At 62.7% G+C, this 22,371-nt stretch carries 22 protein-coding genes and 1 tRNA gene; 6 read left to right on the top strand and 17 right to left on the bottom strand.

Translation table 11 applies throughout. From position 1 onward, the window contains the following. Positions 1-20 precede the first annotated feature (20 nt). Both tgt and queA read right to left on the bottom strand, forming a co-directional pair. The gene (gene tgt, locus APH35_RS15290) at positions 21-1,136 is read right to left on the bottom strand and encodes a tRNA guanosine(34) transglycosylase Tgt (protein WP_014589748.1); all 1,116 of its coding nucleotides are present in this window, start codon (positions 1,134-1,136) and stop codon (positions 21-23) included. Between the two features lie 14 nt (positions 1,137-1,150). Continuing rightward, entirely contained in the window at positions 1,151-2,200 is a 1,050-nt protein-coding gene (gene queA, locus APH35_RS15285) for a tRNA preQ1(34) S-adenosylmethionine ribosyltransferase-isomerase QueA (protein ID WP_012270583.1), read from the bottom strand. A 106-nt stretch (positions 2,201-2,306) separates the two neighbouring features. Between queA and APH35_RS15280 the strand changes: the two genes are divergently transcribed. Then, positions 2,307-2,391, top strand: a tRNA-Leu gene (locus tag APH35_RS15280). A 122-nt stretch (positions 2,392-2,513) separates the two neighbouring features. Here APH35_RS15280 and APH35_RS15275 read toward each other — a convergent pair. The 3 genes from APH35_RS15275 to APH35_RS15265 form a co-directional block, all read right to left on the bottom strand. Next, positions 2,514-5,009 carry a TonB-dependent siderophore receptor gene (locus APH35_RS15275; protein ID WP_069942234.1) on the bottom strand — a complete coding sequence of 832 codons (2,496 nt, stop codon included), beginning with the start codon at positions 5,007-5,009 and terminating at the stop codon, positions 2,514-2,516. A gap of 101 nt (positions 5,010-5,110) precedes the next feature. After that, positions 5,111-6,052 carry a FecR domain-containing protein gene (locus APH35_RS15270; protein ID WP_060515059.1) on the bottom strand — a complete coding sequence of 314 codons (942 nt, stop codon included), beginning with the start codon at positions 6,050-6,052 and terminating at the stop codon, positions 5,111-5,113. Continuing rightward, the gene (locus APH35_RS15265; RefSeq protein WP_041166377.1) at positions 6,052-6,555 is read right to left on the bottom strand and encodes a sigma-70 family RNA polymerase sigma factor; all 504 of its coding nucleotides are present in this window, start codon (positions 6,553-6,555) and stop codon (positions 6,052-6,054) included. The genes APH35_RS15270 and APH35_RS15265 overlap by 1 nt, the downstream gene beginning before the upstream one ends. A 304-nt stretch (positions 6,556-6,859) precedes the next feature. Between APH35_RS15265 and APH35_RS15260 the strand changes: the two genes are divergently transcribed. The 3 genes from APH35_RS15260 (at position 6,860) to APH35_RS15250 (ending at position 9,074) form a co-directional block, all read left to right on the top strand. After that, positions 6,860-7,507, top strand: coding sequence for a trypsin-like peptidase domain-containing protein (locus APH35_RS15260; protein ID WP_041166376.1), 648 nt, complete (start codon positions 6,860-6,862; stop codon positions 7,505-7,507). A gap of 103 nt (positions 7,508-7,610) precedes the next feature. Next, positions 7,611-8,090 carry a GNAT family N-acetyltransferase gene (locus APH35_RS15255; RefSeq protein WP_012270578.1) on the top strand — a complete coding sequence of 160 codons (480 nt, stop codon included), beginning with the start codon at positions 7,611-7,613 and terminating at the stop codon, positions 8,088-8,090. Between the two features lie 96 nt (positions 8,091-8,186). Continuing rightward, the gene (locus APH35_RS15250) at positions 8,187-9,074 is read left to right on the top strand and encodes a bestrophin family protein (RefSeq protein ID WP_012270577.1); all 888 of its coding nucleotides are present in this window, start codon (positions 8,187-8,189) and stop codon (positions 9,072-9,074) included. Between the two features lie 14 nt (positions 9,075-9,088). Here APH35_RS15250 and phnE read toward each other — a convergent pair whose 3' ends face one another. From phnE to APH35_RS15230, 4 genes are read right to left on the bottom strand one after another with little or no spacing between them, the layout of a single operon-like run. Continuing rightward, positions 9,089-9,856, bottom strand: a complete 768-nt coding sequence (gene phnE, locus APH35_RS15245) for a phosphonate ABC transporter, permease protein PhnE (RefSeq protein WP_012270576.1) — start codon at positions 9,854-9,856, stop codon at positions 9,089-9,091. Beyond that, positions 9,853-10,680, bottom strand: coding sequence for a PhnE/PtxC family ABC transporter permease (locus tag APH35_RS15240; protein WP_012270575.1), 828 nt, complete (start codon positions 10,678-10,680; stop codon positions 9,853-9,855). Before APH35_RS15240 ends, phnE begins: the two co-directional genes overlap by 4 nt. Beyond that, complete coding sequence (locus APH35_RS15235; RefSeq protein WP_060494632.1) at positions 10,674-11,483, bottom strand: phosphonate ABC transporter ATP-binding protein; 810 nt, start codon at positions 11,481-11,483, stop codon at positions 10,674-10,676. The genes APH35_RS15240 and APH35_RS15235 overlap by 7 nt, the downstream gene beginning before the upstream one ends. Beyond that, complete coding sequence (locus APH35_RS15230) at positions 11,480-12,334, bottom strand: putative selenate ABC transporter substrate-binding protein (protein WP_012270573.1); 855 nt, start codon at positions 12,332-12,334, stop codon at positions 11,480-11,482. The genes APH35_RS15235 and APH35_RS15230 overlap by 4 nt, the downstream gene beginning before the upstream one ends. Before the next feature lie 138 nt (positions 12,335-12,472). Between APH35_RS15230 and selD the strand changes: the two genes are divergently transcribed. Next, entirely contained in the window at positions 12,473-13,507 is a 1,035-nt protein-coding gene (selD, locus tag APH35_RS15225; RefSeq protein ID WP_060494633.1) for a selenide, water dikinase SelD, read from the top strand. Next, on the top strand, positions 13,507-14,619 hold the full coding sequence (gene mnmH, locus APH35_RS15220) for a tRNA 2-selenouridine(34) synthase MnmH (protein ID WP_012270571.1): 1,113 nt from the start codon (positions 13,507-13,509) through the stop codon (positions 14,617-14,619). The genes selD and mnmH overlap by 1 nt, the downstream gene beginning before the upstream one ends. Positions 14,620-14,757: 138 nt before the next feature. On the opposite strand, the gene APH35_RS15215 is transcribed toward mnmH, so the two are convergent. From APH35_RS15215 to APH35_RS15180, 8 genes are all read right to left on the bottom strand, one after another. Then, complete coding sequence (locus APH35_RS15215; protein ID WP_012270570.1) at positions 14,758-15,144, bottom strand: lysozyme inhibitor LprI family protein; 387 nt, start codon at positions 15,142-15,144, stop codon at positions 14,758-14,760. 20 nt (positions 15,145-15,164) lie between these two features. Then, positions 15,165-15,704 (bottom strand): hypothetical protein, encoded by a 540-nt coding sequence (locus APH35_RS15210; RefSeq protein WP_012270569.1) that lies wholly within the window; start codon positions 15,702-15,704, stop codon positions 15,165-15,167. Positions 15,705-15,770: 66 nt separating this feature from the next. Then, positions 15,771-18,296: a TonB-dependent siderophore receptor gene (locus APH35_RS15205; RefSeq protein WP_060515058.1), complete on the bottom strand. Its 2,526-nt coding sequence runs from the start codon at positions 18,294-18,296 to the stop codon at positions 15,771-15,773. Positions 18,297-18,372: 76 nt separating this feature from the next. Further along, entirely contained in the window at positions 18,373-19,344 is a 972-nt protein-coding gene (locus tag APH35_RS15200; RefSeq protein ID WP_060515057.1) for a FecR family protein, read from the bottom strand. Beyond that, entirely contained in the window at positions 19,341-19,868 is a 528-nt protein-coding gene (locus APH35_RS15195; RefSeq protein ID WP_012270566.1) for a sigma-70 family RNA polymerase sigma factor, read from the bottom strand. Before APH35_RS15195 ends, APH35_RS15200 begins: the two co-directional genes overlap by 4 nt. Positions 19,869-19,924: 56 nt before the next feature. After that, entirely contained in the window at positions 19,925-20,488 is a 564-nt protein-coding gene (locus tag APH35_RS15190; RefSeq protein ID WP_012270565.1) for a GNAT family N-acetyltransferase, read from the bottom strand. Positions 20,489-20,668: 180 nt separating this feature from the next. Continuing rightward, a complete protein-coding gene (locus tag APH35_RS15185; RefSeq protein WP_012270564.1) occupies positions 20,669-21,052 on the bottom strand; it encodes a YkgJ family cysteine cluster protein in 384 nt (127 codons plus the stop codon). A gap of 125 nt (positions 21,053-21,177) precedes the next feature. Further along, a complete protein-coding gene (locus tag APH35_RS15180; RefSeq protein ID WP_060515056.1) occupies positions 21,178-22,305 on the bottom strand; it encodes a hypothetical protein in 1,128 nt (375 codons plus the stop codon). Between the last annotated feature and the right edge of the window lie 66 nt (positions 22,306-22,371).

Below are 22,371 nucleotides of genomic sequence, written 5' to 3'. Positions count from 1 at the left end.
CTAATAATGGATGCGGACAGTCAGTCCAAGGGCGGAACAGGAAGCCCGCGCTTGGCGTAGAAGGCGTCGACAAAGGCGGCCAATTTACCCTGTTGAATAGCCTCGCGTAAACCGGCCATCAAGCGCTGGTAATGGCGCAAGTTGTGGATGGTATTCAGCATGCTGCTCAGCATTTCGCCGCACTTGTCCAGGTGATGCAGATAGGCGCGCGAGAAGTTGGTGCAGGTGTAGCAGTCACAGGTCGGATCCAGCGGCGATTCATCATGGCGATGGAACGCATTGCGGATCTTGATCACCCCTGTATCGACGAACAGATGACCGTTGCGCGCGTTACGCGTCGGCATCACGCAGTCGAACATGTCGACGCCGCGGCGCACACCCTCAACGAGATCTTCCGGTTTGCCTACCCCCATAAGGTAACGAGGTTTGTCAGCAGGCATCTGGCCCGGCAGGTAGTCCAGCACCTTGATCATTTCGTGCTTGGGCTCGCCCACCGACAGGCCACCAATGGCCAGGCCATCGAAACCGATGTTTTCCAGGCCTTCGAGCGAGCGCATGCGCAGGTCCTGGTACATGCCGCCCTGAACGATGCCGAACAACGCCGCGGTGTTGTCGGCGTGAGCGTTCTTCGAACGCTGAGCCCAGCGCAGCGACAGCTCCATGGAGGTGCGCGCCACATCGTGCTCGGCCGGGTACGGGGTGCACTCGTCGAAGATCATCACCACGTCCGAGCCCAGGTCACGTTGCACCTGCATCGACTCTTCAGGGCCCATGAACACCTTCGAGCCATCGACCGGCGAGGCGAAGGTCACGCCCTCTTCCTTGATCTTGCGCATGGCACCCAGGCTGAACACCTGGAAGCCACCGGAATCGGTGAGGATCGGGCCTTTCCACTGCATGAAATCGTGCAGGCCGTTGTGCTTCTTGATCACCTCGGTACCTGGGCGCAGCCACAGGTGGAAGGTGTTGCCGAGGATCATCTCGGCACCAATGGCCTCGATATCGCGTGGCAGCATGCCCTTGACCGTGCCATAGGTGCCCACCGGCATGAACGCCGGGGTTTCCACGGTACCGCGTGGGAAGGTGATGCGACCACGACGGGCCTTGCCGTCGGTGGCCAGCAGTTCGAAGGACATTCGACAGGTGCGACTCATGCTTGATCCTCGGGGCCGCGTGGCGCCGGATTGCGGGTGATGAACATGGCATCACCGTAACTGAAGAAGCGGTACCCGTGCTCGACCGCCGCCGCGTAGGCGGCCATGGTCTCGGGGTAGCCGGCGAAGGCCGAGACCAGCATCAGCAGCGTGGACTCCGGCAGGTGGAAGTTGGTGACCAGGGCATCGACCACATGGAACGGCCGGCCCGGGTAGATGAAGATGTCGGTATCGCCACTGAAGGCCTTGAGCACGCCATCGCGCGCGGCGCTCTCCAGCGAGCGCACGCTGGTGGTGCCGACCGCAACCACTCGACCACCACGGGCCCGACAGGCCTCGATGGCATCGACCACATCCTGGCCCACTTCGAGCCACTCTTTATGCATGTGGTGGTCTTCGATCTTGTCGACCCGCACCGGCTGGAAGGTGCCGGCGCCCACGTGCAAGGTGACGAAGGCTCGCTCGACGCCCTTGGCGGCGATCTTTTCAAGCAGCGCCTCGTCGAAGTGCAGGCCTGCGGTAGGCGCGGCGACCGCACCGGCGCGCTGGGCGTACACGGTCTGGTAGCGTTCACGGTCGGCGCCCTCGTCGGGCCGGTCGATGTACGGCGGTAGCGGCATGTGGCCGACACGGTCGAGCAGCGGCAGCACTTCTTCGGTGAAGCGCAGTTCGAACAGCGTATCGTGGCGCGCGACCATCTCGGCCTCGCCACCGCCATCGATGAGGATGACCGCGCCCACTTTCGGCGCCTTGCTGGCACGCACATGGGCCAGCACCCGGTGGCTGTCGAGCACGCGCTCGACCAGCACTTCCAGCTTGCCGCCGGAGGCTTTCTGGCCAAACAACCGCGCTGGGATCACCCGGGTATTGTTGAACACCATCAGGTCGCCGGGGCGCAGGTAGTCGAGCAGGTCGGGGAATTGCCGGTGCGAAAGCGCGCCGGTCGGCCCATCGAGCACCAGCAGACGGCTGCCATGGCGCTCGGCCAACGGGTGGCGGGCGATCAGGGAATCAGGGAGTTCGAAGGAGAAATCGGCGACGCGCATGATGATGTTCGGTTCGGCAGGGCCGGGAAGTTTAGCCCAATGTGTGAAAATTGACCATGAAAGCCGATTGACCGACCAGCGGCAGCTCTCTATACTGCGCGCCACTGCCCTGATGGCGGAATTGGTAGACGCGGCGGATTCAAAATCCGTTTTCGAAAGGAGTGGGAGTTCGAGTCTCCCTCGGGGCACCAAAATCCGGAAAAAACCGACCTTATGGTCGGTTTTTTTTCGCCTGCACTTTGTTGAACTGCTGCCTCACCAAATCCCTGTAGGAGCGGGCACGCCCACTCCCACAGCTCAATCGTGGCTGGCTTTAGAAATCCGCTCGCAGGGTCAAGGTGTAATTACGCGGATCTCCGTAGTAGTTGGCCGCATACAGCCAACCGACGCTGGAGAAGTACTTCTTGTCGAACAGGTTGTTGCCGTTCAACGAAACGCTGAAGTTCTTGTTGATCTGGTAGGCCACCCGAGCGTTCCAGATGGCGTACCCCGCCTGCTCGATCTTCCCTACCCCGTCCGTACCACCAAAGTTGCCGTGGTAGTTGCGGCTCTGGATGTTGGCGCCAGCACCCACGGTCCACGGGTCCAGTTCGCCAGGCAAGTTGTAATCCGCCCAAAACCGGAACAGGTGCTTGGGCGTATAGGTGTTGAAGGTGCCGCCGGCCTCCGACTCGCCATCGGCTGGGTCGTTGCGGTACTCGGTATGGGTGTAGGTGTAGCCAGCGAACAATTGCATGCGGTCCAGCACTTCACCGCTGATTTCGGCATCGAAACCTTGGGTGCGCACCTTGCCACCCGCTACGTAGCAATTCTCGCCGCCATTATCGCCGCACAGAGTGGCCTGGGCGCGATTTTCCTGGTCGACCTGGAACAACGCGAAGCTGGTATTGACGCGGCCGTCGAACAGTTCGCCCTTCAGCCCCATCTCATAATTGGAGCCCACGATAGGTTTCAGCGGCGCGTTGTCCACGCTCAGCTCGGTCTGCGGCTTGAAGATATCGGCGTAGCTCAGATAAGCCGACCATTGCTCGTTCAGCGCATAGATCAGGCCACCATAGGGGGTGAACTCGCCGCTTTCCCGCGAATGAGCCGGGGTTGGCGACACACCGTTGAACCGGTTTAGCTCATAGTCGTAGCTGTAGTTGCTGCTACGCCCACCGAGCACCAACGTCAGCGGGTCGCTGAGTTTGTAGCGAGTCACCGCATAAATGCCGCTCTGGCGGATCTTGGCCTTGGAAGTACCGGGGTAGGTGTTGGTCCCTTCGGCACCCAATAGCTGATCCATGGTCGGGCGCTGTGGCGAAACCGGGTCGTAGATGTTCATCGGGCCCAGGTTGATGAAGCCGCCTTGCAGGTCGTCAGTCTGCAGATCGCTGGCATTGGCCCCCACCACCACTTCGTGCTCGCGGCCAAATGCACGCCACTTGCCGGTCAGGTTGATGTCGCCGCCCTTGTTGATGTTTTCGAAGTCGTACAGGTAGGCACGCGAACGCATGCCGTTACCGGTAGCCGGGTCTACAGCGCCGCGGCCAAAGCTGTAGAGGATGTAGTTGGTTTCGCGCATGTAGCTGCCAGAAGCTTTCAGGCGCCAGTCTTCGTTGAAATCGTGGGTAACATCGGCGAAGTAGGTGGTCTGTTTGTTATCCCACTTGTTCCAGTCGGCACCGGTGTAGGTGGACCGGCTGACGTTGACCGCACTGCCATCCTTGTTGCGCGGCAGGCCGCTGAAGAACGGCGTTGAGTGCAGGTCTTCCACGCTGGCGCCCGCCGCTACCGTGGTGCGGTCGCTGAGGTCGTATTCAAGGATGCCGTAGAGTACGTTCTTGCGGCTCTCGGCAGTGTCGTAGAAGTAGTTCTGGTCTTCATGGCCTGCCACCAGGCGGCCGCGTAGCGAGCCGTCGGCGTTGAGCGGGGCACTGCCGTCGATGGTCTGCCGGTAGGTGTCCCACGAACCGGCGCTGGCGGTTACTGACAACGAAGGCTCGGCTTTCGGCCGCTTGCGCACCAGGTTGATGGCCGCACCAGGGTTGCCGCTGCCCTGCAGCAGCCCATTGGCGCCGCGCAAGATTTCCACACGGTCGTACAGCAAGGTGTCGGAGGTGAAGCTGCTGCCGATTGCATAGTAGCGGCGATCGAGCGGCACGCCGTCGTACTGAATGGTTTCCACCTCGAAACCACGGGAGTAGATGTACTTGCCGCCCGACGGGCTCTGCAGGGTGGTGATGCCAGTGGTCTTTTCCAGCACTTCATCCAGCGTGTCCAGGCGCTGGTCGTCCATGGCCTTGCGCGTGACCACGCTGACCGACTGCGGAATATCCTTGAGGCGGTGGGTGCCTTTGCCGATGGTGACGGCGTTGGCGGTATAGCTGCCCGAGCCCTCGGTGGTTGCATTGTCCTGGATACCGTTGATATTCAGCGGCTCCAGGTTAAGCGCCTCGCCACCAGAAGCCGCGCTCAGCGGCAAGGGCTGCAGGCCATAGACGTTATTGCCGCGACGCACGGCTTGCAGGCCGGTGCCCGCCAACAAATGCTGGAAACCTTCCTCGATACCGTATTGCCCCTGCAACCCAGGGCTAGAAAGGCCACGGGTCAGCTCCGAGGTATATTGCAGGGTAAACCCTCCCTCACTGGCGAAGCGGGCAAGCACCTGGGCCAGGCTGCCAGAAGCGATGCTATAGGCTTGTGGCGCCTGGACGGATGCGGCCTGGGCGTGCACGCCAGCACCCAGCAAGGCGATGGCCAGCGCACTCAGGGCGAGCGCACGTCGATAACCAGGCACGCGAGCGTTGCCCATGCTGCGATCGGTCATGACGACCGCTGAAGAAGAGCGAATCATTGAGAAATTGTCCCTTTATGTGTGGCAGTTCCACAGGTAAGGACTGATGAGTTTCAAGATCGGGCCAATTCTCATTAACGTTTGTTCACGGTAACCCAGTAGCGGGTGCGGTAATCCACCTGAACCGGCAACGTGGCGGGCAGCGCAGCCAGGATGGCGTCGGTGTTTTCCAGCTGGAAAGCGCCGCTGATCAGTAGTTGCGCCACATCGGATTGGCAGCGCAGCCAACCTGGCCGATAACGCCCCAGCTCACCGAGGAACTCGCGCAGCGGCATCTCGTCGACCAGCAGTTGCCCACGAATCCATTGGCTGTCTTGTTCCCGCGCAGGGGTCACGGCACCCTGCCCTGCTGCATCGAAAGTGACTTGCTGGCCGGCGTCGAGGGTTTGCCGTGGGCCATGGCTGGGCGTGACCAGCACCGCCCCTTGAAATACGGTCAGTTGGGTCGCCCCCTCGCGCTGGCGGACCAGGAAGCGCGTACCCAAGGCCTCCAGCAACCCCTGCTCGCTGGCAACCCTAAGTGGCCGATGCTGAGGGCTGCTGCTGTCGCGCCCGCTGTCTATCAGGATCTCACCACGGCGCAGACTGATCAGGCGCTGATGCGCATCGAAATTCACATCCACCGCAGTATCGGTATTGAGGTCGAGCAATGTGCCGTCGGCCAGCGTCAGCTGTTTGTGCTGGCCCACGTCGGTTGCATAAGCGTTCTGCGGTGCAAGCTGGCGATAACCCACATAGCCAAGTGGCGCGACGATGGCCAACGCCAACAACTGTTTCATCACCTGGCGGCGCTCGCGGTTCAAAGTGCCCATGGCCAGTTGTGGCGGCAGCAGGCCCAGCTGCGCTTGCACCCGCAACGCTTTCTGCCAGGCCCGCTCATGCTCGGGCGCAGCCGAACGCCAGCGGTTGCAGGCAGCACGCTGGGCCGGGCTGACGGCGTCTTCGAGCATCAGCATGTGCCAATTGGCTGCTTGCCGAGCCACTTGCGCAGTGATTCGAGGCTGTTGGTTGGGCATCAGAAGTCTTCTTCGAACAGGATGCAGGCTTGCAGGGCGTTGGCCATGTGCCGCTTGACCGTGCGCTCGCCAATGCCCAGGCGGCGTGCCACCTCGATGTAGGTCAAGCCCTCCAACTGCACCAGCAGGAACACCGAGCGCACCACCGGTTTGAAGGTGTCGAGCAGTGCGTCCAGTTGCTGCAGGGTTTCGCGCATGGACCACTGCTCTTCGGCGGACAGCGCGAACAGCTCGGGAAGTTGCTCGAGCATTTCCAGGTAGGCGCGTTCCAGTGACTGACGGCGGAAATGGTCGTAGACCAACCGCCGGCTCACCGTTGCCAGGTAGGCGCGGGGGCGCTGCAGGCTCAGCTTGGCGCCGGCCTTCTGCTGGGCCTGAAGAATACGCAGGAAGGTATCTTGGGCCAGGTCGGCAGCTTGCGCCGAGCAGCCCAACCGGCGGTAGAGCCATTGCTTGAGCCATCCATTGTGCTCGACATAGACCTGACTCAGATCGTCGTTCATCACGGGTATCCCTCCGGGCGAGGACAGCACCTTAGATGATAACGATTATCAGATCAATTATTCATTGAATGCGCCTTCACAGCGGCCGCAGCGCCATCAGGATTTGACGCCGCACCAATGACTTCAGGGCTTGCAGCCATACCTGCAATCTATTGGTCGCACACAGGATTAGCTCTTAAGCTGTCATTCATCGGATATATGCCGAAAGTATTGTTAGCGTAATAGCACTTAGCCATAGTTGCGCTCCCATTTCTCCACCCCCGTGTGTCTCATGAAAACAATCGCGCCCTGCATGGCGGCAATGATGCTGCTCAGTGGGTGCAATGGAGTGCCAACGTCGTACGTTTCAGATCCTGTCTACAACCAGGCTTTCGTGGTCACCTCCGGTGCCCCACTGCCGATGTTGCTGATGGCCAGCGCCATCCAGTGGAACGAGGATTACGCAGTAACCGCCAAACACACCCCCTTCCTGCGCAACGTGGTCCACGAGGGCCTCGGCGATGTGGTGTTCTTCAAGCACAAGGCCAGCAGCGTGCCGCTGTGGCGGCAGTACGTGCCGGGGGAAGCGGTGACGGCGGTAGGTTTCAACAGTTTGATGATGCCGATGCAGGGCAAGGGCCATGCCCTGCCGTCGTTGGTTCGGCTGGAAGGTACACCGGGCAGCGTCTTCTACTCGGTGCATGACGGCCCGATCACCAAGGGCATGTCGGGCGGGCCGGTGTTCGCCGATGATGGCAAGGTGGTGGGCATCAACGTCGCCATCATTCCCACCCGCGAGATCGACGCCGGCAAGCGCCCGGACCTGGCCGGCAAGGCGCGCATCAGCGTATTCATGTCGTTCAACGAAATCGACAAGGAATGGCGGCGCTATCAGTACCTGCTGGCGCACAAGGCCAAGCCTCAGGCACCGGCTTCGGTCAAAGGCTACGTGGCGGTGGCGGCCAAACCTTGAGTTGAATATGCCGATGCAAAGCGGCTTATGATGCAAGGCTGATGACCTGTTCGTGGGCTTGCCCGCCAATAGGGCCTACCCGCCAGCGCACGAAGGACCTGCCATGCATCTGACCCACCGCCCTGTCCGGCCTGAGGACATCCCTGTCATCTGCGGCTTCCCGCAGAGCCCGGACGAACTGTTCTACATGTTCCCCAAAGCCACCTACCCACTCACTCCCGCACAGTTGAGCGACGCCGTCGCCCAACGCAGCGGCTCCACAGTGGTGGAAGGCAACGGCGCAATTCTGGCCTTTGCCAACTTCTACAAAGCCGAACATGGCGGCGTATGTGCATTGGGCAACGTGGTAGTGGCACCTGGCGCCCGTGGCCACGGTGTAGCACGCTACTTGGTGACCGCCATGGTCGATCTGGCTCGGGAGCAATTCGCAGCCCAAGAACTGTGGGTGTCCTGCTTCAACCACAACACAGCGGGCTTGCTGCTTTATCCACAACTGGGCTTTGTGCCGTGCGGCATCGAGCAGCGGCAAGCGTGGGACGGCACACGGGTGGCATTGGTGCAGATGAAACAAATATTCAGCTAGAAGATACGTTTGCTCACACACCTCGACGAACAGCACCGAACCATGCCCCCGCCTCGACGTCCGATCCTGCATCCCCCGCGTTTCGAGGCCCTCCGCGTGAAAGACATCATCACTCGCAAGTACCGCCTGGTCGTGAAGACCATCGGCTACATCGGCTGGTCGCTGTTCTGGCTGTTGATCTGGGATGTGCTGGTCACCATCGATTTCATGCTGTTCTTCAACAGCAAGTTCACCCTGCCGCTGATCCCGTTGACCTTGCTGGGTTCAGCGCTGGTGGTACTGGTGAGCTTTCGCAACAGCAGCGCCTACAACCGCTGGTGGGAAGCCCGCACGCTGTGGGGGGCGTTGGTGAACGGTTCGCGCAGCTTCGCCCGGCAGACATTGACCCTGATCGATGACCCGGATGAAGGCCCGAACCCGGTCAAAGCTACCCTGCTGCGCCGGCATATCGCTTATGTGAACTGCCTGGCGGCGCACTTGAAGGGCGAAAAATGCCCGGACGAACTGATGGCCTTCATACCGCCAGGGGAGTTCGAACGGCGCAACCGCTCGAACAACTTCGCCAACGACATCCTCGGCGGCTCGGCGGCCTTGCTGGCGCGGGAATACCAGGCCGGGCGGCTGGACAGCATCCGCCTGGCCCGGCTGGAATCGACCCTGGTGGACCTGTCCAATGCCCAGGGTGGCATGGAGCGGATTGCCAACACACCGCTGCCCTACCCCTATGTGTATTTCCCACGGCTTTTCATCACCCTGTTCTGCTTGATCGTGCCGGTGGGGCTCGTGGAGTCGCTGGGCTGGTTCACCCCCCTGGCGTCGACGGTAGTTGGCTTCATGCTGCTGGCTATCGAGCGGATCGGGACTGATTTGCAGAGCCCGTTCAGGTTCAGTGAGCACCAGATTCAGATGGACACCATTTGCGAAACGATCGAGCGCAACCTGGAGTCGATGCAGCGGGAGGCGCAGCATGGGGAGCTGGCTTAGGGCCCGGTTATTGGTCAGGCCCGCACGTAACGCTGGCGCAGCACATCGCTCAACGCGTCCACCAGCAACACCAGCACCAGCATCCCGATAATCACCGTGCTGGCCTGGGCCTCCTGGAAAAGGCTCAAGGTGGTGTACAACATCTGCCCCAACCCACCGGCACCGACAAACCCCAGCACGCTGGCCATGCGGATGTTGTTTTCCCAGCGGTACAAGCTGTAGGCCAGCAATTGCGGCCACAGGTTGGGCAAGGTACCAAAGCAGAACGCCGCCACCTGGCTACCGCCCTGCAGGCGGATCGCCGCCGCAGGCTCCGGCGGCGCATTTTCCAAGGCCTCGGCAAACAAGCGCCCCAGCACACCAGCGGTGTGCAGCGCCAAAGCCAGGGTACCGGCATTGGGCCCAAGGCCGGCCGCCAATACCGTCAGCGCGGCCCACACCAGCTCTGGAATGGCGCGCAGAGCATTCAGCAGCAACCGCGCGGCGCCCTGCAACGGCCAACCGAAGCGGCCAGCCGCCGGCAGCGCCAGCAACATCCCCAATACCATCGCCAACAAGGTGCCCAGGCCAGACATGGCCAGTGTCTCCAGCGCCCCACGCCATACTGCCTTCAGGTGCCCGGCAGACAGGTCCGGGTGCAGAAAACGCCCGGCGTATTCGCCCATCTGCCCCAGCCCGCCGTTGCCGACCAGGGCTTGCAGGTCCAGCTCCAGGTAAGTGAACGAAGCCACCACCGACGCCACGATTGCAGCCAGCAGCAACAGGTTGATCACCCGGTTCATGCCAGCCTCCAGCGCAACAGGCGGCTCAGCAGGTCGGCCAGAATAACCAACAGCAGGAACGTCAGCAGCATGCTGGCTACCTCCGCACCCGCGAACATGCGCATCGACAGGTCGATCTGCTGCCCCAGGCCGCCAGCGCCGACAAAGCCCATCACCACCGAAGCCCGCACCGCGCATTCCCAGCGATACACGGTGTACGACACAACTTCGGAAGCGGCATTGGGCAGGATGCCGTATAGAAACGCCGCCAGCCGGCCACTGCCCGCCTGCAACAACGCGTGGGCCGGACGCTGGTCCACCGATTCGAAAATCTCGGCGTAAACCTTGCCGAGCATGCCGCTATAGGTGATGGCGATCGCCAGAACACCCGCCGTCGGCCCCAGCCCCACGGCCCGTACGAACAACAGCGCCCAGACAATTTCCGGCACGCTACGCAGGAAAATCAACAACCCGCGCACCGGCAGGCGCAGCAGCCGCGACCACAACCCAGCGCGACCTCCACGAGAGGCGGCGCGCAACGACAAGGCGCGGCTGGCCAGCAGCCCTGTCGGGACTGCAAGCAGCAACGCCAACGCCATGCCCGCGGTGGCCACGGCCAGGGTCTGCAGCGTGGCTTCATACAACAGCGCGATAAAATCAGCATCATGTGCCGGCGGCCAGAAGGCGCTAGTGAAACTGGCGATCTGCTGACGGTTGTCCGCCTGCAACAGCACCCAAGGGTTCAGTTCGCTCAACTGGATACCCGGCCATAGCACCGCCACGGCCAGCAAGGCCAGCAGCAACCGTGGCAACGATGCCGGGTCGCGGGCGTCGGCCCTCAACATCTCGGGATCTGCACGGTCAGGGTAGGCCCCTGGGTTGGTGGCGAAGCCAGTTGTTCGTTGGCGTACAGTGCATCGAGCATGTGCTCGGTAACCGCTTGGGCCGGGCAGTCGAATACCACCTGACCTTCACGAATACCGATCACCCGCGGGAAATGCGCCAGCGCCAACTCGACGGCATGCAGGCTTGCCACCAGGGTCACGCCGTTAGCCTGGGCATGGCGATTGAGCAAGGCCAGGCTGTGATCGGCCAGCACCGGGTCCATGGCCGACACCGGCTCGTCGGTCAACAACACCTGCGGCCGCTGATACAACGCGCGGGCAATGCCCACCCGTTGCAACTGGCCACCCGACAATTGCCCACACTGCACGAACAGCTTGTCGGCCAGGCCCAGCTCGGCCAACACCTGGCGCGCACCCGGCACATCGCTGGGGTATAGCAGGTTAAGCAAACCGCGCAGCACACCCCACTGCCCCAGGCGGCCAGCCAACACCGCTGTCACCACCCGCTGACGCGGCGGCAAAGGCGGCGCCTGATGCACCAGGCCAACCCGCGCGCGCAGGCGCTGACGAGCCCTTGCCGACAACGCCCAAGGCTGCTCACCGAGCAGTTCCAGGCGCCCGCCGCTGGGCTGGATGGCCGTGGCCATCACATGCAGCAAGCTGGACTTGCCCGCCCCCGACGGCCCGATGATGGCGATGCGTTCACCCTGCCCGATGCGCAGGCTGATCGTTTCAAGCGCACGTACCTGGCCATGGCGCAGGCTGGCAGCGTGCAGATGGATTGCCACGTTCGAAGCGGTCACTTGAGCAGGCCGGCCTCGCGTGCGGCTTGTTCGGTGCCCACGTAGTTCTCAGGCTTGGTTTCGATGAAGCGGCTGGCGGCCTGCAGGTCGAGGATCGCCTTGTGCTCCGGGTTGGCCGGGTCAAGGCCAAGGAAGGCTTGCTTGATCTTCTCTTTCAACGCCGGGTCCATGTTGCCGCGCACGGTCCAGTTGTAGTCGAAGTAGGTCGGGGTGGTGGCGAACACTTTCACCTTGCTGGTATCGACCTTGCCTGCATCCACCAGCTTCTGCCACACACTGGCGTTGAGCACGCCACCATCGACCTTGCCAGCCTGTACCCAGGCCACGGTGGCGTCATGGGCGCCGGAATAGGCAACGCGGCTGAAGTACTCTTCAGGCTTGATGTTGTCTTGCTTGAGCATGAAGTAACGCGGCATCAGGCTGCCCGACGTGGACGAAATGGAACCAAAAGCAAACGACTTGCCCTTAAGGTCCGCCAGGCTTTTCACGTCGGGGTTGGCAGTGATGAACTTGGAGGTGAACTGCGCGTCCTGTTCACGCTGCACCAGCGGTGTGGCGGTTGGGTCCTTCAAGTGCACCTGGACGAACGTGAAGCCGCCCAGCCAGGCCAGGTCGAGGCGGTCCGCGGCCAGCGACTCGACCACCGCCGGGTAATCGGCCACCGGTACGAACTTCACGTCCATGCCCAACTGCTTGGCCAGGTATTCGCCCAAGGGCTTGAACTTGCGCTGCAGTTCGGTCGGTGCTTCGTCGGGTATGGCGCTGACCCGCAAGGTTTCAGCGGCCTGAACGACAACGGCGCAGCAAGACAACACAAGGCCGGCGGCGAGCGCCAGGGGGCGTTTGAGCATGGGTGTTCTCCGGTTCAATAACGGGACGATGCCAACAAATCCGCCGACAAGTCCGCCGACAGTGGGAATTATAAGAGGCAAAGGCCCAAAGGCCAGCTTTGCTACAATCGCGCAACAATTTGACCTGCTGAGGTACGTATGAGCGAGCCGATTCGCCTGACCCAGTACAGCCACGGTGCCGGCTGTGGCTGCAAGATCTCCCCCAAGGTGCTGGACGTGATCCTCGCCGAAAGCGGTGCCCAGGCCCTGGACCCGAACCTGTGGGTTGGCAACGCCTCGCGCGACGACGCGGCCGTGTACGCGCTGGACGACGAGCGCGGCGTGGTCTCGACCACCGACTTCTTCATGCCGATCGTCGATGACCCGTACGACTTCGGCCGCATCGCCGCCACCAACGCCATCAGCGACATCTACGCCATGGGCGGCGACCCGTTGATGGCCATCGCCATCCTTGGCTGGCCGGTCAACGTGCTGCCACCGGAAGTGGCGCGCGAAGTGATCCGCGGCGGCCGAGCGGTATGTGCCGAAGCCGGTATCCCGCTGGCCGGCGGCCACTCCATCGACGCCCCTGAGCCCATCTTCGGCCTGGCCGTCACCGGTGTGGTCAGCAAGCGCCATCTCAAGCGCAACGACACCGCCAGCGCCGGCTGCCAGCTGTACCTGACCAAACCGCTGGGCATCGGCATCCTCACCACCGCCGAGAAAAAGGCCAAGCTGCGCGCGCAGGACCAGGGCCTGGCCCGCGACTGGATGTGCACCCTCAACACCCCCGGCAGCCGCTTCGGCAAGCTCGACGGGGTCAAGGCCATGACCGACGTCACCGGTTTCGGCCTGCTCGGCCACCTGGTGGAACTGGCCGAAGGCAGTGGCCTCACCGCACACCTGGACTACACCGCCGTGCCGCGTCTACCCAGCGTCGAGCACTACTTGGCCGAAGGCTGCATCCCCGGCGGAACCCTGCGCAATTACGACAGTTACGGGCACAAGATCGGCGCCCTCAGCGACGAGCAGAAGCACCTGCTGTGCGACCCGCAAACCAGCGGTGGCCTGTTGGTGGCCGTTACCCCGGAGGGCGAAGCCGAGTTCCTTGCCGTGGCCGCCGAACTGGGCCTGCAGTTGTCGCCGATCGGCAAGCTGGTCGAACGACAGAGCCACGCGGTCGAGGTGATCTGATGCGCCCCGACTGCACCGACTTCCGTCAGCTATTCCTCGACGACGTGCCGATGATGGACATGCGTGCCCCCGTCGAATTCGCCAAGGGCGCCTTCCCCGGTGTCGTCAACCTGCCGCTGATGAACGACCAGGAGCGGCAAAAGGTCGGCACCTGCTACAAACAGCAGGGCCAGGCCGCCGCCATCGCCCTTGGCCACCAGTTGGTCAGCGGCACCACCAAACAGGCACGCATGGACGCCTGGGTGGCGTTCACCCAGGCCAACCCGCAAGGTTACCTGTACTGTTTCCGTGGTGGCCTGCGATCGCAGATCGTGCAAGGTTGGCTACGCGATGAGGCGGGCATTCAGTACCCCCGTGTCAAAGGTGGCTACAAGGCCATGCGCACCTTCTTGCTGGAGACCACCCAACAGGCAGTGGCGCAATGCGATTTCGTATTGCTGGGCGGCCTGACGGGTACCGGCAAGACCGATGTATTGCACCAGTTGGACAACGTGCTCGACTTGGAAGGCCACGCCAACCATCGCGGTTCCAGCTTCGGCAAGCGCGCCACTGCGCAGCCGGCGCAGATCGATTTCGAAAACCAGCTGGCCATCGATGTACTGAAAAAACGCGCCCGCGGCTGCGAGCAGTTCGTGCTGGAAGATGAAGGCCGCATCGTCGGCAGTTGCACTGTGCCGCTGGAGTTGTACCAAGGCATGCAGCAATACCCGCTGGTGTGGCTTGAGGACAGCTTTGCCAACCGCGTTGAGCGCATCTTGCGCGACTACGTGGTCAACCTGAGTGCCGAGTTTATCGCCGTGCATGGCGAGGAAGATGGCCGCCGCTTGTTCGCCGAGCGCATGCTGCAAAGCATGGCCAACATCTACAAGCGCTTGGGTGGCGAACGTTATCAGCGGCTGTCGGAGATCCTGCGCCTGGCCTTGGAAGAACAGCAGCGCAGCGGTGCTGTGGACCTGCACCGGGGCTGGATCGAAGGTTTGCTGAACGAGTACTACGACCCGATGTATGCCTACCAGCGTGCGGCGAAGGCCGAGCGCATCGAGTTTGCCGGGGATGCAGTGGAAGTGCGCGAGTACCTGAAGGCACGGGCGCGGCGACAACCTCACCATTAACACCGGTAGAGCCGAACTCATCAACCGCGTCGCCTGCTTCGCGGGTAAACCCGCTCCCACAGGGACCGCGCTGCACTTGAGAACTGCACCCTACCTGTGGGAGCGGGTTTACCCGCGAAGAGGCCGGTGCAGGCCACCTCATTGCCCCGGGCTGAGCACCCGTTCCAGCTCCGCAGCCCGGTCGCGGGTCATGCTCATCACGCAGGTACCGCCTTCGAGCTGCGCCAGGGTCCCGCCACTGGCCTGCACATGGAACTGGCAATTGCCATCGCGGTAGGCCATCCACTTGCGTTGTACCTCCCGCAGGTTCTTCTGCTGCCCGGCCTCCAGCTTGCCCATCAATTGCTTGTACACCCGGTTCAGGCGCTGGTCCTGTACTTGCGTTTCAGCGTTGATGCACGCGCTCATGGCCACCGTGCTGGAAGCCTTGTCCATGCATTGCCCGTAGGCCGCCGTATAATCTTCTGCCACGGCCAGCGGCAGCACGCAGGCCAGTGCCAGGCCTGCCAGGTAATGCTTGATCATGCTAACCCTCCTTGTGGGAATCAAAGTGACTGCGGCTGTTCTGGCGGCATCAACACCTTGCCCGGCTCGAAGCGCAGCGACGGTATCTGCGTTGCCCAGTAGAGCGCAACGGCCAGCGCCGCAATCAACGCCACATCGAGCCAGTTCCAGCCCGGCATGTCGTCGGCGCTGCGCGCCTTCCAGCAATGCCAGGCCTGGCCCAGGCAGAACACCCCCATTGCCGCCAGCCACAGGTAGAAACCGGCGCCAAAGCCGACCCGCTCATGAAACGCGTAGCTCTGGTTGTCCGGCAAGCGGTCAATTCCGAAACTACTGGCGGCCAGGTAGACAGCAGCCAGCCCTGCCAGCAAGGCCAGCCTGCGGAACCGTCGGTGGGCAAGAACCGCCAGAGCCAGCAGCGGGTTGGCGAACCATTGGTACAAACCGAAGGGCATGCCCCATGGCCCGTACAGCAGCATCTGCAAGGCCGGCATGTGGCGCTCGCCGCTCAGCAGCGCGCCATCGAAAAACAGGGCGAGCAGATACAGAAGCAGGCTGATGCTCAAGTAGAAAACGGGCAAGGGACATACCTGGGGAAGCGGGACAGGCTACGACCTTAACTCAGGCCCTGCCCCGCTTCCAAACCTTCAATAAGTGCCGCGCAGGGTCACCATGAAGTTGCGTGGCTCGCCATAGTAGTTGCCGTAGGTCGAGGTACCCACGGTTTCGTAGTACTTCTTGTCGAACAGGTTGTTGCCGTTGAGCGTGACGTTCCAATGGTCGTCGACACGGTATTCGACCAGGGCGTTCCAGATGGCGTAGCCGCTCTGGTCGAAATCGAAGGGCACATTCTGTTGCACCAGCTTGCCGCTGCTGTCGTAGCGGTTGACTTCACCAGTGGCGTAGGTAGCGCTTTGCACCTGCACACCTCCACCCACTTTGAAGTCGCTGAAGATGCCCGGTAGGCGGTAAGTGGTGTACAGCTTGAACAGGTGCTTGGGCATTACCGTGCTCAGCGGGGCGTCGGAGCTGCGGTTACGGTTGAGGTTGAAGGTGTAGCCACCCACCAGCATCCAGTCAGGCAACAGCTCGCCGGACAGCTCCATGTCGATGCCCTTGCTCACGACCTTGCCGTTGGGCACATAGCAGCAGCTACCGGAGAAGCCGGCGAAACTCGCCGGGAAGTTCGGGTCCTGGACCGCTTCGTTTTCGCGGGTGGTGTAGTACAGCGCCACGCTGGCATTGAGCGCACCATTGAACAACTCGCCCTTTAGGCCGGTCTCGTAGGTTTTTCCGGTCATAGGCTCAAGCGCCGTACCGGTTTCGGCGGGGCCGCTGATCTTGCTGGACTGCGGCCGGTAGATCTCCGAATAGCTGGCATAGGCCGACCATTGATCGTCCAGGTCGTACACCAGGCCACCGAACGGCGTGACCTTGGTGCCAATGCGCTGCTCGGGGCTGGTCCTGGACACATTAGTGGTCAAGGCATTGGTGTAGGTCTGCCAGAAGTGGAAGCGCTGGGCACGCGCCCCGACGATCAGGTGCAGCGGCTCGGCCAGCTGCAGGCGCAGGCTGCCATACAAACCATACTGGCGTTGCGAATTGGGGCTGTAGTCACGCTTGTAGTCACGCCCGTTGCCAGGGTCGTCGAACGCCGAGCTGTCGGGGTCGAACACGTTGGCCGGCGAGCCCGATGCAGCGTAGGGGGCGGTGCCCAGCCAACGGCTGTCGATCTTCTGGTAGTCGGCCCCGAAAACCACTTCGTGGTCCAGGCCAAAGGCCTGGAAGTGCCCGGACACGTTAGCGTCGTACAGGTGCTGCTCGTTCTCCTGGCGGGTCGACGTGCCGTACCAGGTCGCGCCGGTATTGGTCACCGGGTCCACCGCGTTCAGGGTGGTGGCGGTCTTGAACAGCCCGAGGTCCCAAGTGTTGGTGTAACTGAGATTGAGCTTCCAATCGTCGTTGAAGCGGTGGTCTACCTTGGCGAAGTACTCGCGCGCGGTGGCATCCAGGTAGGCCCAGTTCTTGGTCAGGCCAGTGTGCCGCGGCAGGTTCAGATCAGCACCGTTGCTATAGCGCGGCACCGCGCTGTTGCTGCCGGTTTCGTGGGACTTGTTGTAACGGGCGCCGAAGGTAAGCATGGTGTCGTCGGTAACGTCCGCCTCAAGCACGCCATACACCAGCGGCCGCTCGGTGGCGCGGTTGTCGGTGAAGTACTGTCGGTCGGTATTGGACATCACCAAGCGCCCACGTAGGCGGCCATCCCAGCCCAGCGGGCCGGACAGGTCGAACTCCTGGCGATAGTTGTCCCAACTGCCGGCCGACAGGGTCAGCTTGAGCTGGTTGTAGGCGGTGGGCCGCTTGCGTACCATGTTGATGATGCCGCCCGGGTCACCCGAGCCGCCATACAGTGCAGCGGTACCTCGCAGCACTTCGATGTGGTCGAACTCGGCCAACTCGAAGATGTTCGACGAGTAGAACGAGCCCATGGCGGTGCCCAACGCCTGCGGCGCAGCGCCGTCGATCTGCAGGTTCTGGATGCTGAAGCCGCGTGAAAGGAAGTCCTGGGTACGGAAGGTGGTGCTCTGGGTGACGATGCCCGGCGTTACTTTCATCGCCTGGTTGATGTCGGTCAGTTGCTGGTCTTCGATCAGTTGGCGGGTCACCGTCGACACCGATTGCGGCGTCTGGCGCAGGCTGGTGGGGCTCTTGGAGCCGACGCTGATCAAGCCTGGCGCATACGAGCCGGTATTCTCGGTACTCTCGCCCATGCCCTGCCCGGCCACGGTGGTCACGCCCAGTTCCAGCGCGTCACCACTCACGGCCGCCAGCGGCTCTGCCACCAGCCGGTAGCCGTTGTCGCTGCGTGCCACCCGGTAGCCGCTGCCAGCCAGCAGCACGGCAAAACCGCTGTCCACCGAATACAGGCCATGCAGGCCACTGCTTTGCAAACCGGCCAGCGCTTCGGGGGTGAAGGCCAGCGACACGGCGGCTTGCTGGGCATAGCTGCCAAGGGCCTCGGCCAGGTTGCCGGCAGGCACATCGAAGCTACGGCGGGCGGCCTCCTCGGCCACGGCCGGCAAGGCCGCAACGGAGAAGACCAGCCCGGCGCAGGACAGGCGCAAGGCCAGGGCTAGCGGGCTGAGGACGGGGTGGCCAGGAAATCGGCGCATGGTGGATCGGCTCCTTGTTCTTGATCGGTTGGCCTCTTGTTTGACGGGCCAGCGCACAGAAGCGGAACCACCTTGATCAATTTTCTCGCGGCGCTGGCTCGACCGTGGTCCACCAGCGACCAAAACCACTGATGCGAATCGGCAGCGCTTCGGCCAGCAGTCTCAGGGCGCGTTCGCTGTCATCCAGCGGCAGTACCGCCGATACCTTGATGGCCTGCATTGCCTGGCGGTCGAAGCGCAGCACGCCGCGCCTTTGCTGCGACAACGCGTCCAACACCTGATCGAGCGGCACGCCTTCGGCCACCAATTGGTGACGCTGCCAGGCTTGCTCCACACGTGCCGGATCGATAGCCGGCAGCGGGCCAAGCCCGTCGCGTGCCACCCAGGCCCGCTCACCGCGCCCCGCGACCAGTTGATCGCCGGACACGGCACTGCGCGCTTCGACACGGGATTCGAGCATGGTCAGCTCGCTGCGTTCGCGCCCTTGGCCGACCACGAAGCGAGTACCCAAGGCCTTGAAGCTGCCCTCGTCGGTTTGCACCACGAACGGCCGCGCCGGGTCATGGCTGACATCCACCAGTACCTGGCCGTGCAGCAGGCGGATACGCCGCTCGCCAGCACTGAACTCGACATCCACGGCGGAATTGCCCGCCAAAGTCAGTTGCGAGCCATCGCTCAGGGTTTGACTGTGCCACTCGGCCGGCGCGGTGTGCAGGTCGGCTAGCCAGTCTCGTGGCGACACACCGGCAAGCGGCAAGGTGCCCAGCAACGAACCCGCCAGCACCAGGCCGAGCAAGGTGCGCCGCGCCACCGAACGTGGCGCCGAGGGCTGCATGCCGGCGCGTAACCCTGCGCCAACCGGCCCGCGTTGCTGGCGCAGGGCATGCATCTGGCTGATCACCCCTTGCATGCGCCGCAAGGTCGCACCGTGGCGCGGGTCGGCCTGCAGCCAGGCCTCGAACTCACGCGCCTCGGTGGCACCCAGTTCGCCCTCCCCCAGGCACAGGGCCCACTCGGCGGCCTCCTGCTCGATACGGGACGGGTTCACGGTGCGGCAATGTCCAGCGTGCGGTGGCAATGAATCAGGGCTTGGGCCAGGTACTTGCGCACCATACGCGGGGAAATCTGCAGGCGCTGCGCGATCTGTGGCTGGGTCAGCTCGTCCAGGTAGTAACCCACGAATGCTTCGCGTGCGTTTACATGCAGGCCTTCAAGCAGGAAGGCGATCTGTTCCAGCGCCTCGAGCGTGATGAGGATGTTTTCGGGGGGCTGATGCCCTTCCAGCAACTCGGCAGTCAGGGCCAGCTCGCTGAGGTAGGCCTCTTCGATCTGCCGCCGACGGGCCTGGTCAATCAGCAGGCGGCGCGCGGTGGTACTGAGGTAGGCGCGAGGCTCGCGCATGCCCAGCAGGGCATCGCGCGAGGCCAGGATACGCACGAAGGTGTCCTGGGCAAGGTCGGCTGCGCTGTGCGAGCAGCGCAGCTTGCGCCGCAGCCAGCTGAACAGCCAGCCGTGGTGCTCGCTGTACAGCTGTTCGAGCGGGTACGGGCTCGGTGAGTCGGCTACGGGCATGGGGCACCGGGACACAAGTGAGAATTGTTCCCGAATAGTAGCTATTCGCCGTAAGACTATGCAACAGGTGGTTCGAGCAACAAGCCGTAGATACCCGAGTCGGACAGCTCGCCGGCCACGCACCAGCGCGCCCGCAGGGTGCCTTCGAGCACGAAGCCCTGGCGCTCCAGGGTGCGGGCCGAGCCCTGGTTGCGCGGGTCGATTTCGCCTTCAAGGCGGCGCATGTGCAGGGTGTGGGCAAGGTAGTCGATGAAGCAAGTCAATGCTTCGTCCATGTAGCCCCTGCCCTGCACCGCGCTGGCCAGGCAATAGCCGATTTCGCCACGGCGGGAGACGTCATCGATGTTGAACAGCTGGACCATGCCGATCAGCTCGCCGTTGTCACGGCGGTACATGCCGAGCTTGAGCTGGTCGCCATTGGCATAGGCTTCACGGTCTGCGGCCAGAGCGCTTTCGGCCTCGGCCAGGTCTTGCCAGGGGGCATGGTGCCAATAACGCATGACCTCGGGGTCGGCCATGATCGCCAGCCACTGCGCGGCATCGGCATGGCGCATGGGGCGCAATTGCAGGCGCGGGCTGTCGAGGCAGAGGTCACTGGGGAAACTGCGGGGTGGGGTCACGCCGGATCTCCTGTCCATTGCTGGGGAGATGACAGTTTAACTACATGCGGGGGTGGATGGGCATGGCTTGGGTCTTTTGGTGATGCAGAGATCGAGCGTCGCGCGGGCGGCGCTCGATTTCAAAATCCCCGCAAACGTTCCGACATGCACATGCCAGCCGTTACTGGCAACCTTGCAGTATCAGGCCACCTCAGCGCCATCATCCGGCCAATGCGGCTCGTTGGCCCCTGGCGGCGTGAGCGGTGGCAGCCCATACGCCGCCCGTGCATCGTCGCAGCTTGGGTTGTGCACCCCGCCTTCCCACGACGCCTCGAACTCACGGCAAGGGCTGGAACGGTTGGCATAAATGGTACAAGCCACTTCCTTGCCGATCTCGCCATCAAGGCTGACGCAGCGGCATGGCTTGGCATCGGTGCCGATCATGGCAACGCGGGTGGGGTTGATCTGCACCACCAGGTCATCCGGCACAACGCCCCCGGCAGACTGGCATTCGCCCCAGAAGAAGGACACACGGAAGTACCCGCAGCAGGCGCCGCAGTCAAGGCAAGGGTTATATTCAGACATGATGTCACGGAGGGAAGGTTGTTGTTATCGGGGCTGGCCCGCTGCGCCATTTTCAATCGAATCCGGGGCGGCTGGATAGAGGGCGCCTGCAAAAAAATTTGCCACTGATCCGGCCGCCCGTTCATTTATCGCAGTGCCTTGTAGGTCGTGGTATCCCAACGCTGCAGGGCTAGGCCCTCGATCGGATCGTAGTCATCACCACACACCTTGCTGAAACCCGTGCGGGTCTCGCCGCAATGTACCAACCGGTCGTGCTTGTCACCCTCGGTCAGTACGGTGTACGACTTACTTCGCATGGCTTGGTACTGCCCCTCGGCAGCGGCCATGGCCTGGTGGTACGCCATCAGTTGCGTGTCGTTCAAGGCCAGCCGCTTGCCCAGCTGAACACCCCAACGGGTCAGGCAGACTTCGGCGAGATGGCGAACGATCAGCCCCGGTTCCTTGAGCACTTTGCCGTCGCTCGCACCATCGCCGGATGCATTACCCACCAGCGTGGCATGGCGCCCCGGCATCGGGTAAACGCAGATCCGCGTGCCACTGGCAATTGACGGGATCACGCAGGCAAACCCTTTGGACCGCTCATCCCGCGAGTAGAAGCCGACGTACTCTTTGACGTTATCAGCCAAAGTGACGCGCTCGGTTTGCACATTGCCGACCCCAGGCACCGGGTCGATGGCAAATATGTTCACCGGGATGGCGCGCAGTACAGGGTCTTGCGCCATGGCATTGGCCAGCATGTGGCAACTGATTCCTCCCCTGCTCCAGCCGACCAGGTTGACCTGGGTTGGAATGCGTGGTTTGCGGAACATGCTGATGATGCGCTCTTGCAGTTCCTGCGGGGTTGGGTGGCGCTCGCCGTAGTCGTAAGTGCGCCAGAACCAGGAGGCTGTGGAGGAAGGGTCCGGGATGGGTACGCCGGCGCTCTTCAGCCGCTCGTAATCCTCTTCGCTGAGTTTGGTGCGCTGCCAGCTGCTCTCCCCTTTGATCACCTGCAGCACATGGTTGACGTTTTCTTCCCAGCCGCGACCGAACAGCTGGCCCGTCCAGTTGAAGTAGCCGCCGGGCTCGACGAACAGGTTGTCATCCTGCAGGTTGCCGCTGCCAGGGCCGTCTACGGCGATCCAGTGGGCGAATTCGCGGCCCTGGTCGTTGCTGGCCAGGGTCGAGACCAGCTCGCCGTTCCAGAAGTTGGGGTTGGTATCGTCGAAGCGGTGGGAGCCGGTGCCGCAGAAATAGGCGGTGAAGACACTCATTCGTAGATCTCTGTGGTGAGAAATGAGTGCTGAAGATAGGTAGGCAGATCGATGGAATGCAGGCGG

Source organism: Pseudomonas sp. NBRC 111132 (assembly GCF_001320565.1).
Classification (GTDB): Bacteria; Pseudomonadota; Gammaproteobacteria; order Pseudomonadales; family Pseudomonadaceae; genus Aquipseudomonas; species Aquipseudomonas putida_P.
This window is presented reverse-complemented; position numbering and strand designations above follow the sequence as displayed.